The organism is Pedobacter nanyangensis (assembly GCF_003313505.1).
Lineage (GTDB): Bacteria > Bacteroidota > Bacteroidia > Sphingobacteriales > Sphingobacteriaceae > Pedobacter > Pedobacter nanyangensis.
Genome location: NZ_QMHO01000012.1, coordinates 137,061 through 150,534, shown reverse-complemented (window position 1 = coordinate 150,534; position 13,474 = coordinate 137,061). Strand labels below are relative to the sequence as shown.

12 protein-coding genes and 1 pseudogene are annotated in these 13,474 nt (G+C 41.3%); 7 read left to right on the top strand and 6 right to left on the bottom strand.

Annotated elements, in window-relative coordinates; translation table 11 throughout:
* Positions 1 to 199: 199 nt before the first annotated feature.
* The 4 genes from DUT71_RS17045 to DUT71_RS17035 all read left to right on the top strand — a co-directional run bounded on the left by DUT71_RS17045 (position 200) and on the right by DUT71_RS17035 (position 4,444).
* Complete coding sequence (locus tag DUT71_RS17045; protein WP_162796092.1) at positions 200 to 529, top strand: hypothetical protein; 330 nt, start codon at positions 200 to 202, stop codon at positions 527 to 529.
* A 62-nt stretch (positions 530 to 591) separates the two neighbouring features.
* On the top strand, positions 592 to 2,922 hold the full coding sequence (locus DUT71_RS17040) for an SEC-C metal-binding domain-containing protein (RefSeq protein ID WP_162796091.1): 2,331 nt from the start codon (positions 592 to 594) through the stop codon (positions 2,920 to 2,922).
* Between the two features lie 107 nt (positions 2,923 to 3,029).
* Positions 3,030 to 3,182, top strand: coding sequence for a hypothetical protein (locus DUT71_RS20260; protein ID WP_162796090.1), 153 nt, complete (start codon positions 3,030 to 3,032; stop codon positions 3,180 to 3,182).
* 38 nt (positions 3,183 to 3,220) lie between these two features.
* Positions 3,221 to 4,444: a hypothetical protein gene (locus DUT71_RS17035; RefSeq protein ID WP_113663748.1), complete on the top strand. Its 1,224-nt coding sequence runs from the start codon at positions 3,221 to 3,223 to the stop codon at positions 4,442 to 4,444.
* A gap of 241 nt (positions 4,445 to 4,685) precedes the next feature.
* Here DUT71_RS17035 and DUT71_RS17025 read toward each other — a convergent pair whose 3' ends face one another.
* The gene (locus tag DUT71_RS17025; protein WP_113663746.1) at positions 4,686 to 5,138 is read right to left on the bottom strand and encodes a helix-turn-helix domain-containing protein; all 453 of its coding nucleotides are present in this window, start codon (positions 5,136 to 5,138) and stop codon (positions 4,686 to 4,688) included.
* Between DUT71_RS17025 and DUT71_RS17020 the strand changes: the two are divergent.
* Both DUT71_RS17020 and DUT71_RS17015 read left to right on the top strand, forming a co-directional pair.
* Positions 5,135 to 5,623, top strand: a pseudogene (locus tag DUT71_RS17020) (magnesium chelatase subunit ChlI family protein); the annotation flags it as partial. The gene DUT71_RS17025 and the pseudogene DUT71_RS17020 sit on opposite strands and share 4 nt — an antisense overlap.
* A gap of 171 nt (positions 5,624 to 5,794) precedes the next feature.
* Positions 5,795 to 6,094 (top strand): GIY-YIG nuclease family protein, encoded by a 300-nt coding sequence (locus tag DUT71_RS17015; protein ID WP_113663745.1) that lies wholly within the window; start codon positions 5,795 to 5,797, stop codon positions 6,092 to 6,094.
* Between the two features lie 259 nt (positions 6,095 to 6,353).
* On the opposite strand, the gene DUT71_RS17010 is transcribed toward DUT71_RS17015, so the two are convergent.
* From DUT71_RS17010 to DUT71_RS17000, 3 genes are read right to left on the bottom strand one after another with little or no spacing between them, the layout of a single operon-like run.
* A complete protein-coding gene (locus tag DUT71_RS17010) occupies positions 6,354 to 6,581 on the bottom strand; it encodes a hypothetical protein (protein WP_113663744.1) in 228 nt (75 codons plus the stop codon).
* Between the two features lie 2 nt (positions 6,582 to 6,583).
* On the bottom strand, positions 6,584 to 6,847 hold the full coding sequence (locus DUT71_RS17005) for a hypothetical protein (RefSeq protein ID WP_113663743.1): 264 nt from the start codon (positions 6,845 to 6,847) through the stop codon (positions 6,584 to 6,586).
* Between the two features lie 56 nt (positions 6,848 to 6,903).
* Positions 6,904 to 9,801, bottom strand: a complete 2,898-nt coding sequence (locus DUT71_RS17000; RefSeq protein ID WP_113663742.1) for a DEAD/DEAH box helicase — start codon at positions 9,799 to 9,801, stop codon at positions 6,904 to 6,906.
* A gap of 681 nt (positions 9,802 to 10,482) precedes the next feature.
* Between DUT71_RS17000 and DUT71_RS16990 the strand changes: the two genes are divergently transcribed.
* Positions 10,483 to 11,145, top strand: a complete 663-nt coding sequence (locus tag DUT71_RS16990) for a GIN domain-containing protein (protein ID WP_162796089.1) — start codon at positions 10,483 to 10,485, stop codon at positions 11,143 to 11,145.
* A gap of 85 nt (positions 11,146 to 11,230) precedes the next feature.
* Here DUT71_RS16990 and amaB read toward each other — a convergent pair whose 3' ends face one another.
* Together amaB and DUT71_RS16980 are read right to left on the bottom strand one after the other, a co-directional pair.
* Complete coding sequence (gene amaB, locus DUT71_RS16985) at positions 11,231 to 12,772, bottom strand: L-piperidine-6-carboxylate dehydrogenase (RefSeq protein WP_113663739.1); 1,542 nt, start codon at positions 12,770 to 12,772, stop codon at positions 11,231 to 11,233.
* A gap of 140 nt (positions 12,773 to 12,912) precedes the next feature.
* A complete protein-coding gene (locus DUT71_RS16980) occupies positions 12,913 to 13,377 on the bottom strand; it encodes a nuclear transport factor 2 family protein (RefSeq protein ID WP_113663738.1) in 465 nt (154 codons plus the stop codon).
* Positions 13,378 to 13,474 lie beyond the last annotated feature (97 nt).

The window sequence follows — 13,474 nt, the reverse complement described above, 5'->3', positions numbered from 1 at the left end:
TACTGAACAGTTTGGAACGTACAGGGATGGATAGTATTTCCGAAATACACAGTTTACACCAGTTTACCTTACCAAGGATTTCTGGGATTACTTTGCTTCAGTGATTGAGAAGAATAAACATGTTGACGACTTGGATGAGGATCAAAGGAAATGGCACCAGAAGGATGTAAATATCGTGACAAGGCAACGGAAGTATCTGATGCCTGTCTTTAATAGGCACGGTGTTGGTGTCTTCAGTTTTCTGGTAGATAACGTGAGCTTCGTGGAACCTTCGTTGATGGTAAGTGTGCGCAAGAAGGATGTCAGGCTTGCTACCTATCAGGAGGAGGAGGACAGGAAAAAAACACAGACCAAATGGGTGACTTTGATTAATCTATTTTTTCTTTTCTTCGCGTCTTATTTAATTTATAGCTACAGTACTTCTGTGGTAATGGCCGTGTCGCTGATGTTGGTCAATATATTCGGTGCCTACCTTTTGGCCCTGGGGATATATAAGTCTTTCGTTTGGACCAAGAATACACTGAACTAAATCGTTACGCTACCAGCGAGGATTCATATTGGTGTTGCAAAAGTGAAGATAAATTAACGATCATGGAAAAGATTAAAGAGACCGATCAGGTCATTGCCGAGTTAAAAACTTTGATTAATAGCCAAGGTTACATCTATGCCCTGTGCATGATACTCTTCGAAGATTTTCATCATGACCTAAACAAGATCCATTTGGTCGATCCAAGGTCCAAGCTCAGCGTGAAGGAATGTTCCCTGATCCTTGGCTTCCTGCTCCATAATGAAATGAATTTCCACTATCCTGAATCTCCGGAAAAAGTGATCGAAATGAAGGAAAAGACTTATGGGGTGATGGAGGAACTGCACTATTCATTCAATGCAAGGCAGTTTGAGAAATTCCGGGAAATGTTCGAAAAGCAGGCCAATGGGGAACAGATGGAAGATTCGCTTGAGGATAGAATGGATTTCTTCGTTAAGGTTTCGGGGATGGTAGAGCCGATGTTCTACGCTGGTGACGGAGTTTATGATTTTCAGTACCTGGAATATCTGGAGCGTAAGTATAGGTATGATCAAGTTTGGTTAAGGGAACACAGGAATTTTGAATTCCAGGAGGCAGTCGAAGTTGTTGGGAAAATTAAGGCCTTCTTTCACCAGAAGGCCGAATTGATCCATTTGTTGGATTTAAAGGAGGTATTTCCAGAAGTCGCCAAAAAGGCAAGGAAAAAACTGAAGAAGAAATACAGCAGGGAAGAGCTGGATAAAGTAGAGCGCGAACAGTTCATCTCGGCGAGCTTTTATCAGTATAGGGCACTGTTTCCCGATCCAGATAGTAGGCAGGTGGAACTGGCAGAAGATTGGAGACAATTCTATGATAACCTTGTCAATATGTTCATTGTTTCACCTCAAAATTTGGGAGCTGATGGTGCAGTAAGTAGTTTCCTTGACAATTTCTCAGTGAGACCTGGCGGTAATCATGCATACAATGGCCCTGGATATTTTAATCAGCTGAACTCAACACCAATCATAAAGCTTAGCGAAGAAAGATATTTCGTTCCGATCGGTTACCTGATTCCTGAGGCCGTTTACGAAAGTCCTTTTTACTGGATGTGGGAAGATAAAGCTTATCGGCCCAAACTGGCAAAGCATCGTGGAGATGTTGGTGAGGAGATCGCCTATGATTTTCTGGTGAAGGTTTTCGGAAAGGAGCATACGTTTCGTTCCGTACTAGTCAAGTCCTCTAAAGGGGAAACTGTTACCGATGTCGATGTATTGTGCCTATTGGGCAATAAGGCGCTCTGTGTTCAGGTGAAATCCAAAAAACTGACCATGATGGCTAGGCGTGGGAATTTTGAACAGTTATCGACTGATTTTAAGGGCGCAGTCCAGGATGCCTATGATCAGGGCCTAATATCCAGGACAAGTATTTTGGAGGGAAAGTTCACCTTTCTGGACGAAAATGGAAAGGAACTCAGCCGCCTGAAGAATACATCCATTTCGGAGATATATATTCTGGGACTGACTACCGAAAACTACCCAGCCTTGGTACACCAGGTACATATGATGCTGAAAAAAGAGGAGAAAGATCCATTTCCCTTATTTGTTTCCGCATTTGATTTGGAGCTGATGGTGCATTATCTGCCGGATCCCTATGATTTCCTTTATTATATTCGCCAGCGTATTAACCTGTTGGACTACTTTCATGCAGATGAGGAATTGGTGTATTTAGGCTACCACCTCAGCCAGAAGTTATGCAGGCTGGAGGGATATGACGGAGGGATGTTGGATACCAGTTACGGGGCCAATATCGACCGTAACTATTATCCTTTCAAAACTGGGCAGCAGCATCTCCTGCCGGAGAAAGATGACCCCATCCACAATAGGTGGAAGGATCCAAATTTCGACGAATTTATCAGGAATTTAAAGGCGAGTGGTCATTCACAGCTTACCGATATTGTTTTCCATTTGCTCGACTGGTCGGGTAAATCTAGAGAGGACATTGTTTCTGCGATGATACGTACAAAAACCGGGTCCATTAGGGAAAACACTATTCGGTCTATTGCGACGGCTTCAAAACCTGATTTCGGGGTCAGTTATATTGTCCTGAACAGAGTTGATCCGCAAGAGCTTGATGAACGTGTAAATGTTTACGCTGAATTAAGGAAGTATGCTTCCGGATGTAATGCCTGGCTGGGAATGGGTGCTTTTTCTGGTAGTAATAAACTGATAGATTTTCTGGTCTATTTGGATGAACCTTGGACATTTGATCCAAAAATGGAAACTGCAACTGAAGAAATCCGGGCTCTCCAGAGGAGCAATACCATTCCGCTAGGAAAGAACATGAGAAAAATAGGCAGGAATGAGCCTTGTTTCTGTAATAGCGGTTTAAAGTATAAGAAGTGTTGTGGCAGTAAATAATCCAATAAAAAGGTGACAAATGTCGCATTTTTATTGAATTAGTCGTTAGGGTTAAAATCAGATTTTTTTATTTTCATGACTTATCAAATAATTAACATTTACTTTCAATGCGTATAACAGATTTAATCAATGACCCGCTATTCCGTATTCCTAACCAACGGATTGAAAAAGATTATTTAACGGAGATCAAACGTAATTTCGCGGAGATGACTTCAAAAATGCTCTCTTTAGATACTTCTAGCCATATTAACAGGAGCTGATTACGAGAAAGGATGAAATTCTGAAAATTACATCAGGGTTGCTTGAAACTGTAGAGCTGTATCTCTCGGGAAATCTGATCAAAAGCTTGGCTGTTTTCAAAACCACGATCGAATGGCTTGATGATTACTATCTTAAACATTTTCATCATACTGACCTTAGCGAGTTTCCCCATGTTTTTTCTGCAGCACCTAGATTCTATAGATGTAGGAAGGATATATTGGCTGGTGACGCAGACTTGAAACAAATTCTACATGTACCCTTCGAGAAACGTTCTATTGCGGCTACCGGCAGATTTAATCTGGCAGGGATGCCTTGTTTATATCTTGGCAAGTCCGTACATGCATGTTGGGAAGAGCTGAACAAGCCAGCTTTTGAAACGATCAAGGCTTCCCGGTTCAAGATTAAGGAGGGTGCCGATTACAAGATTTATCAGCTTTCGGACTCATTGGTAGCCGTTTTGCATTTTTTCGAAACAATGCTATATATGAGCGTTATGCAATTTACTAAATTCAGCAGGGATAGAAAGCTGTTACTTCAGGATCGTTTAGAAGAGATAGCAACGACATGTGAGGAAAGTATTGGATATGCTGAATTTTCGGAACGCCAGATACCAGAGTTATTAACCCAAAACGCACTTAATAAGAATGTCATCCAGAATTTTTTTGAGAGAAAGGGCATATTGGCAGAGGAACTTTTAGACTATTTTCTTTTTGGAGAAGAAATACTTTCGCTCTTCGACGAAAAGGATGGCCATCTCGGTGGTATAAAGTCAACCAGAGGATATCTGCAGACAGCATACGCCACCTTAATTAACAACATCGTCATCCATCCATTCAAATACATTCTCTCTGTTAAAACTACTAATACGTCTGATAGCTTTAAGCCGGAATACATTATCCCCCAATTTTTCATGCAGTATATCTTTGAAAAAAACAATAGCTCGGAAACCCCATTTGGAGTTTCCTTCATATCTTCCCGAACGCCATCACTTAATCAAAACCGCTCGGTTGACGCAAATATGTACAGGAATTATGTATTTCCCACCAATCCAGGTGTGAATGGTTACTGTGAAAAAATCACAAAGAATTTCGAGCTCACTGATGTCGTAGATATGGAAAGTGAACTAGCTGTTAGGGAAGATAGTCCTAATCAGCATGCCAATGTCTATTCCTACAGTAAAACCGGCTTCTATTACAAGGAGACTTTTTTGTATGAGATTGAATCAATGTTGGAATCCCTACCTTTCAAGCCCATTACTTGATTTTTTACAGATACCTCATAGTGGCGGCCCTGATAAATTTTTTACAAAGAAAAGTTAGCTATCGGCTGCCTTTTCTTTATTTCAACTGGTCGCTGACCTCCCAACATTCCGTATGCTTTTGCTATTCTCTTTATTTGACAACCTTCGTCAGGATAAAGCAAACATGGCAACGCAAGTAGCTGGTTGCATGTCTGTTCTTTATCCAGATCTAGAATGTTTCGATCTGCTTTATGCTCCAATTTTATGTCTTTTGGCTTAGTAGACTTTCAATAATTTTATCTATGCAGATCATCCTCAGCTTGGGAGGTATGCATTCCCCATTTGCCCATGAACTTACTGTTGATGGATCCGCGCCAAGCAAACTGCCCAATTGTTTAAAACTAAGTCCATTTTTCCACCGTAGAGCTGAAACCCGACCCGAGAATGTAGATTCATCAAAAGACACAGTTGTATAACCTAAAAAATTATGAATTGCGGGATAATGAAAAATTTGTGGTTTGTTCTTATTATCCTCCCAAATAGAAATTGTTTCTTGATGTACTCCCAAAATTTTGGCTACATCTGTTTGTTTCAGTTTCAAATTCAGCCTCCTTTTTTTGAGATGGTCACCGATAGTAGTGGGTTTAATTGGGTATTTCTTAGGTAGAGGCAGTTTCACCTTTCGTTTTATACGCAAACTAGGTAACGCGTCCATGCCCCTGTGGCTTTTACAATCATCCTGAAAAGGAATGTGTATGCGCACCAGGAGTAGTGCAAAAATATTTGAGCAAAATATCGGGGCCTTTGCTGGATAGGATAGACCTGCATGTGGAGGTTACACCGGTAAACTTTTCGCAGCTGTCGTCAGCTCGTTTAGCTGAGAAAAGCAATTTGATCAGGGAAAGGGTAATGAAGGCAAGAACGATACAGGACGCTCGGTTTGCGACATTGGAAGAAGTTCATGCCAACGCCCAGATGAGTGCCAATATGGTGAGGCAAATTTGCCAAATAAATGAGCAGGGACGTTCGTTGATTAAACAGGCCATGGAAAAACTGGGCTTATCTGCCAGGGCCTATGATCGGATCCTGAAAGTTGCCCGTACTATTGCTGATTTAGCGGATAGTGAAAATATCGAAATTGAGCATCTGGCAGAGGCGATCCATTATCGCAGTTTGGATAGGGACAGTTGGGCAGGGTAAGCACTTCGTCATTTCGACCTTGTGGAGAATTGAAAATCAACGAAGTTAAATCTTTGCATATGCAATTGGGATAGGTAAATGAAAAATTATGAGAGTTAACAAAATTCAAAGATCTCTCCACAGGGTCGAGATGACGACATAGGGTAGGCATTCATAAAACAAAAAAAGAACATGGTAAGGGGCGGCTGTATTTATATCATGACTAATTATCAAAGGAGCACGTTATATATCGGTGTTACTTCTAATTTACAAAATAGGCTGTATGAACATCGAACCAAAATTTATCCCGCTTCATTTACAGCAAAGTATGAATTGATTTTTTGTATTTATTACGAGGTATATACAACCATTGAAGAGGCAATTGCAAGAGAGAAGCAATTAAAAAAATGGAATAGGACTAAAAAGGAAATGTTGATTAATCAAGTCAATAGGGAGTGGAAAGATTTAAGCCCTGAGATATTGGAATGGTAGTTTATTCGTCATTTCGACCTTGTGGAGAAATCTTTGAAGATGTAAATGAAAAACCGTGCTTTTTAAGGGGCCAAAGACCTTTCTGTCTCGTTACTGATAAATCTTAAACTCAATTAAGTAAATCTTTGAATGTGTATAACAAAGTTCAAAGATCTCTCCGCAAGGTCGAGATGACGGGGTAGGGTCGGTAATTCTCTGCTAAGCTCGAAATGACAGAGTAGGGTTGGCAATTCGGGCAAGCCGAAATGAGGAAAGGACGTTACTTCAGTAAATATCGGTCTATCACGGCGCCAATATCTTCTACTTCGTCGTTTTCCTCTGGCACAGGAAGATCTGTTTTGTAGTCAATGCGCATCCATTTATGGTTGCTGTTCTTTAAAATCTGTAGATACTCAGCGCCCTTTTTAAAAATGGTATAGGTATGGTCTTCCTCAGGAATAACCTCGTAAATGGCACCGCGGAGTTTAAAATGAAAAGATTCTTCCATCACTAAAATTCCGCTTCGTTATCCTCATCTTCGTCCTCTTCGGGGTTCTCTTTATAGGCCGCAATAAGTTTGCCCAAAGCATTCACTTCTTCATCGGGTTCAAATACAGGAGTGCCTGTCTCCTTATCAAATTTGATCCACTGCTCGCCATCATCTTTCTGGATTTGCAGGTATTCTTTCCCGTCTTTGTAGATCGTATAGGTTTCGTTGCCTTCTGGAAAAACGGCGTAATCGGTATTGTTAAATATTAAATCGAAAGGCTGCATTTTTAAATAAAAAGTTTAAAGTCAAAGGTAAAAAACAAATCAGCTAAGTGCTGCTACTAGGCCAAAAGTTCCTGGATATCTTCCTTGCTTAGCGATTTAAAGAAGCTTTCTTCGGTAGTAATCAACGAACTGGCCAATGATTTTTTACGCTGTTGCAAGGCCAATATTTTTTCTTCCACCGTGTCTTTGGAAATGAATTTATAAATGAACACTTTTTTATCCTGACCAATACGATGGGTACGGTCAATGGCCTGTTGTTCAATGGCCGGGTTCCACCACGGATCCAGGATAAACACATAATCTGCTTGGGTAAGGTTTAAGCCAACACCACCTGCTTTGATCGAGATCAGGAATACTTTAATCTCTTCGTTCTGTTGGAAATCGGCTACAATCTCTCCGCGGTTCTTGGTGCCTCCATCCAAATAGCTATAGTTAATGTGCCGTTTCTCCAAATGTTTCCTGAAAATTTCCAAATGCTTGACAAACTGCGAAAAGATAAGCACTTTATGCCCGCCCACCAGCACATTGTCCAAAGTGTGCATCACGTTCTCAAACTTGCCCGAATCAGAAGTATAGGCCTCATCAATCATCACGGGGTGATTGGCCAATTGGCGCAGTGCGGTTAAGCCCTGTAAAATCTGGATCTGTTTTTTGGCATAAGTGCCATTGTCCATATTGCTCAGCAAGTCGTTACGATAGGCCGATTTTGTTTTTTCGTAGTAAGTAGCCTGATCCTCGCTCATATCACAATAAAAGATATGCTCGGTTTTAGGAGGTAATTCAGCCGCAACTTGCTCCTTGGTACGTCGCAAAACAAAAGGTTTGATAATGGCCTGTAGCTTTTTGGCTTTATCTTCATCCTTACGTTTTTCGATGGCTTGCACGTACTCCTCGTTAAAAAACGATTGTGTGCCCAACAAACCTGGGTTCAAGAAAGTAAGTTGTGTCCAAAGATCGCTTACCGAGTTTTCTATCGGCGTACCGCTCAATACCAACTTATGCCTTGATTTCAACGTTCTTACCGCTTTAAACGATTTCGAAGAAGGATTTTTAATGTTCTGGCTTTCATCTAAAATGATGTAGTTGAAATAAAATCCCTGCAGTAAATCCACATCCACTCGGGTAACGCCATATGTGGTAATCACCACATCATATTTATCCAAATGGGCAAGGTCTTTATTCCGATTGGTACCCGTATGGGATAATATTTTTAACGAAGGCGTGAATTTCTTAGCTTCGTTAAGCCAGTTATAAATTAAGGAAGTAGGCATGATAATGAGCGAAGTACTGTGCTTGCCTGCCAATAGATCTTCTTCCTTTATTTTTTGCAGCATGGCCAAGGTTTGGATGGTTTTACCCAAGCCCATGTCATCGGCCAAACAGCCGCCAAAGTTGTATTCACGTAAAAAACTAAACCAATTGTAGCCCGCTTTTTGATAATGGCGCAAATCGCCCTTGAAGTTTTCGGGCATCGAAAAATCATCAATTTGCTCAAAATCGTTCAGTTTTTGCAGCTTACGGTCAAGCGTTACATTGGCAATGCTATCTTCTGCCAAATCGTTGATCAGGCCAATATGGAATTTCTTAAGTTTAAGCTGTTTGCCGCCATCGGCCAAACTAAACAAGCTGCTGTACTGCGTAAACCACTTCTCCGGAATAATCGCAATATCGCCATCAGGCAAAATAAACTCCCTTTTTTTATGCAGGATATGCTGTTTTAAGGAAATGAACGGAATGGGGTGAATGCCAAAATAAACAATGGCATTAATGTCAAACCAGTCATTATCCTCCTTAATCTCGAAATCAATTTTATTGCTGCCCAACACAAATCGTTTGGCGCTGCTGGCCTGTTCTATCTCAAAACCTTTTTCATTTAGGGCATCAATATGCTCGTTTACCCAGCTGATAATGGCATAGGAGGCATTATGGTTTTCGTTGAGGTTGGGCAACTCCAAATGGTGGAAAAGCGCACTCACTTTTTTCAAGCCCAGGCTCGTCAAGAAATCAAACTGTTGTTTTTCCCATGCAATGTTTCGCTTAATGCGGATAAAAGTATAGTTGTCGCCATCCTTTTGCAGCCTCACCGTTACTTTGTGCTCATTGCCCATGGCAAAAGAATAACTTCCATATTTGAAATAAAGCTGTATCTGGGAAACACCGTTTTCTACATAAATCACCTTAATGGTTGCTTTTGGCTCGTGTTTTTCGGTTTTAATTTCAAAGCCTTCGGCATACACGTGGTATTTTTCAATCAGCGGTGCAACAAACTTTTCAAAATAGGTTTCCTCGGTAGCTTTAGGGATGGTGATGTAACGCTTGTTCAAAAAGGGCGTCAGTTTTTTCCCTTCAAAATCCTGCTCAAAAAAGTACAGTACATCATTAAGCAATAGCCAGGCGGGCTGGTTGCAAATCACCTGCGCATCCTTAAACATAAAATCAATGCGCATGCCCTGGTATTTAATGGTGGGGAAATAGCGGGTTTCTACCTCGTTTCGCCTAAAGTGGAACAAAATGGTCGAAGCCTCGGTGGCCAGTTCAATTTTTCGTTCGGCAGGCCAACCGTCCTTGTCCATCAGGTAAAGGCCGCCTTTGGTTTTAAGGATTTCCAGTACCTCGGTCAGTTTCTTTTCAATTTTGGGACGTACCGAGTCGTAAAACTTTTGGTCGTAAAACTTGCTGAAAAACTCGAAGGGCCTAATGGCTTTTTTGTAATATTTTTTGATAATGAAATCCTGTTCGGTTTCATCAAGGATTTTGATCAGTTTAAAATCCAGCTCAGTTAAATGTTTAGCAAATTCTTGCGCCGTATGCGTAAATAAACGTTGGTAGGTTAACGAAAAATCGCCCTGCGGGTTAAGCTGAACAATATGTGGTTCAATTAAATAGCCCAGATAATCGTGTTTGCATAAAGAATACACAATTTGACAGGGTGCTGAACTATTTACTCGTAACATTAATTAAAGGCTAAAACAATTAAAAGGTAAGCTGTTAAAAAATTTTAAACTTACAGCAAATACTTGTTTTTTCAAAGCAATGCCTAAAAATTATGTTACAATGGGAATGGGTAAGTATAAACCTACGAGGGTATGTTGGTTAAACATTTATTTGAAAAGCAATTTACTGCTACTATTTAAGTTTGGCCCCGCTGACCTGTCCCGATATTTCGGGATTCACTCCAAATCCGCACTCGCTGTGCTCGCTTGCGGGTTTTCCGCTGCTGTCGGGTTTAGCTGGCAGGTGTACTGCACAGGCTGGAGTATGCTAAACCCGATTGGCGTGAAAATCCTTTTTGGTTGGCTGATTTATAGGACAAATAATACTTTGCGCATACTTCAAATCTTTGCGGTTAAATTTTAACGCAAAGGAAAAGGAAAGTGACGCTAGGAAAGCGAAGCCTGGTATTACTCCAAAAGGAATCTACCCATCTTAATTACTTCAGGCGAGGCCCCAGATTTTAAAAAAAATACAGGGCGTTCGTCGAAAAATTACAGGCGTTGGTCTAAGGTTAATTGCCTGTGGTATAAAACAACAAATAGGCGTGCAACCTTTTGGCGTTCAGCATGTCTTATTACCGAAAGCTTTCCAAAATGGATGGCGCCAAAAAAAGAAATTAAAGATATTAAAATAAGAACATCATGAAAACTTCTATTAAAAATTTATTCGCAGCTGTATTAGGTTTAGTCGTAATGAGCAGCTCAGCTTTCGCAACCGAAAGTGGTAAAAACAACAACAACAATAACACTAAAGAAAAAAGCTTCACCATTTTAAACGAGGTAAAAAACATCAACAAAATTGTAGCATCAGGTAACGTTGAAGTGTTTGTGGTACAGGCGCCAGCCGAAAGTGTAAAAGTGTACGACAGCTACTATTCTAAAAATGCGTTGGTACAACAAAAAGATGGCGTGTTGCGCATCAGCTCTTTCGAAAAAGAGCCACTATCGGTAACGGTTTATGTGCGCAACCTAACCGCTATTGAGGCTGGTGACAATGCAACGGTAAAAACTTTCGGAAAAGTAAGCTTCTTGACTTTAGACGTAGTGTTAAAAGATAAAGCATCGGCTGATATCAATGCAAAAACAATCAGCTTAAACACTTCGGTAACCGATAACGCCAGCTTGAAATTAAGCGGCTCCACTGAAGAGCACTTTGCCTTAATGGGTACTTCGGCAAAAATGAGCACTGGACAATTTATGGCAAGTATTTCAGATATCAAATCTATTGCGCCCAAATATGTGGCACAAGCTAAAGTTGTAGCGCCTACTTTGGAAAGCATCGCTGACATTGAACTGGCAAAATAAAATCCGCTCCCGCCAAGGGCTCTATATACATGTAAAAGGGCAGTTCAATCATTGAACTGCCCTTTTTATTTTTAATTCTATAAAATTACAAATCAAATTTAATTCCCTGTGCCAATGGCAAGGTGTCGGAGTAGTTGATGGTATTGGTTTGTCTGCGCATGTAAGCTTTCCAAGCATCAGAGCCACTTTCCCTACCACCGCCAGTTTCCTTTTCGCCACCAAAGGCACCACCAATTTCAGCTCCAGAAGTACCGATGTTTACATTGGCAATGCCGCAGTCGGAGCCCTGTGCCGAAAGGAAAAGCTCTGCTTCCCTTAAGTTTAAGGTCATAATGGCGGATGACAGGCCTTGGGGAACACCGTTTTGCAAAGCAATCGCCTCTTCCAAATCGGTATATTTAATTAAGTAAAGTATCGGTGCAAAAGTTTCGTGCTGTACAATCTCGTAGTGGTTTTCCACTTCGGCAATGCAAGGTTTTACGTAGCAGCCAGAGTGGTAGGCATCGCCTTCCAATACGCCGCCTTCAACCACAAAATTGCCGCCTTCTGCTTTGCATTTTTCAATGGCAGCAAGGTATGCCCGCACGGCATCTTTATCAATCAGCGGACCCACATGGTTGTTTTGGTCCAAAGGATTACCGATGCGCAATTGGCCATAAGCTTTTACCAATTTCGCCTTAAAAGTTTCGTAAACACTTTCGTGGATAATTAATCTGCGGGTAGTGGTGCAGCGTTGGCCTGCCGTACCTACAGCGCCAAAAACAGCCCCAATAAGGGACATGTCTAAATCGGCATCTTTAGAGATGATGATGGAGTTATTACCACCCAATTCCAAAATGCTTTTCCCTAAACGGTTAGCTACCGACATGGCTACTGATTTGCCCATCCTGGTTGAGCCGGTGGCCGAAATTAAAGGAACCCTGGTGTCGTTGCTTAGTAACTCTCCAATTTCCCGGTCGCCAATAATTAAACAGGAAACACCCTCTGGAATGTCGTTGGCCGCAAAAACGTCTTCTACAATGCGTTGGCAGGCAATGGCTGTAATCGGTGTTTTTTCGGAAGGTTTCCAAACGCACACGTTTCCGCAAACCCATGCCAATGCTGCATTCCAGCTCCATACCGCTACGGGGAAATTAAAGGCCGAAATGATGCCCACTACCCCTAGTGGATGCCACTGTTCGTACATGCGATGGTTGGGCCTTTCGCTATGCATGGTTAAGCCATATAGCTGGCGTGAAAGTCCTACCGCAAAATCGCAGATATCGATCATTTCTTGCACCTCGCCTAATCCTTCTTGTAAGCTTTTGCCCATTTCGTACGAAACCAAGGTGCCCAAAGCAGTTTTTTGTTTCCTTAAGGCATCGCCCAGTTGGCGCACAATTTCCCCGCGTTTTGGGGCAGGTACTTTGCTCCAGTATTTGTAGGCTTCTTGCGCAGTAGTAATCACATGGTCGTACTCTTTCATGGATGCTGCAAAAACCGAAGCAATTTTTTCACCGTCTACTGGCGACATGCTGTGGATATGTGGCCCGTCTGCCGCATGGCTCCATTTACTTCCGGTACTGTATGATGGATTAAATCCAGCGATGCCCAATTGGGCTAAGATTGAACTGATATCTGGTTTCATATATGCTGTTTTTGATAAGGATAAATACAAATCAACAAAAAATAAGAGAGATAATTGAGGCTTTATTGAATTTGCCGCAAATGCACAGATGATTTATGAGGCAAATAAGATCTATGTAACTGTGGCTACTAAAACTGTGGCTAGTTACAATGGTCTTTTCGTCTGGTATCTATCAGGTAAACAATCTTCCAATCATTGCCATACTTTACCAATTGAAAAGAGTTTACGCCACAGTGGCTAAATTTATCGCCGATGTAAAATTGATAATCGGTCCACACACTGGCCAATTCGCCATCTATTAAGATCTTGGTAAAAACAATCCGCTCGTCGTAAACCAAAGGATGGGGCTTTGCAATACTTTGAACGAAAAGATTTAAGTCCGTGCTTCTTACTTCGGTAGCCCCCACTTTGGTTTTTACAATGGTTTGTAAAATGGCGCCTTGGTTAAAAGCACTTCTCATTAAGGTGCTGTCTGACCTGCGCATGCCGTCAAATAAAGCATTGATGGCCTTTTTTATGCTTTCTTCTTCATGGGCCTTTTGTCCGTAGGTAACATGGGGCAAGATAAATAGCGCTAAAATAAACGCAATACGTAGTTGTTTCATGACTTTAGTTTTACTATTCTAAAACTAAATATATCGAAATTTGTAATCATAAAGACAGAACCTTTCTGAGGTTGCAAAGACATCCACATCTTAAATT

What these genes read in the sequence shown, in the direction of transcription:
- amaB (WP_113663739.1), bottom strand. Translation starts at nt 12,772, where the DNA reads ATGAAACCAGATATCAGTTCAATCTTAGCCCAATTGGGCATCGCTGGA.
- DUT71_RS17025 (WP_113663746.1), bottom strand. Translation starts at nt 5,138, where the DNA reads ATGGACGCGTTACCTAGTTTGCGTATAAAACGAAAGGTGAAACTGCCT.
- DUT71_RS17000 (WP_113663742.1), bottom strand. Translation starts at nt 9,801, where the DNA reads ATGTTACGAGTAAATAGTTCAGCACCCTGTCAAATTGTGTATTCTTTA.
- DUT71_RS17045 (WP_162796092.1), top strand. Translation starts at nt 200, where the DNA reads ATGCCTGTCTTTAATAGGCACGGTGTTGGTGTCTTCAGTTTTCTGGTA.
- DUT71_RS16980 (WP_113663738.1), bottom strand. Translation starts at nt 13,377, where the DNA reads ATGAAACAACTACGTATTGCGTTTATTTTAGCGCTATTTATCTTGCCC.
- DUT71_RS17005 (WP_113663743.1), bottom strand. Translation starts at nt 6,847, where the DNA reads ATGCAGCCTTTCGATTTAATATTTAACAATACCGATTACGCCGTTTTT.
- DUT71_RS20260 (WP_162796090.1), top strand. Translation starts at nt 3,030, where the DNA reads ATGCGTATAACAGATTTAATCAATGACCCGCTATTCCGTATTCCTAAC.
- DUT71_RS17040 (WP_162796091.1), top strand. Translation starts at nt 592, where the DNA reads ATGGAAAAGATTAAAGAGACCGATCAGGTCATTGCCGAGTTAAAAACT.
- DUT71_RS17010 (WP_113663744.1), bottom strand. Translation starts at nt 6,581, where the DNA reads ATGGAAGAATCTTTTCATTTTAAACTCCGCGGTGCCATTTACGAGGTT.
- DUT71_RS17015 (WP_113663745.1), top strand. Translation starts at nt 5,795, where the DNA reads ATGGTAAGGGGCGGCTGTATTTATATCATGACTAATTATCAAAGGAGC.
- DUT71_RS16990 (WP_162796089.1), top strand. Translation starts at nt 10,483, where the DNA reads ATGAAAACTTCTATTAAAAATTTATTCGCAGCTGTATTAGGTTTAGTC.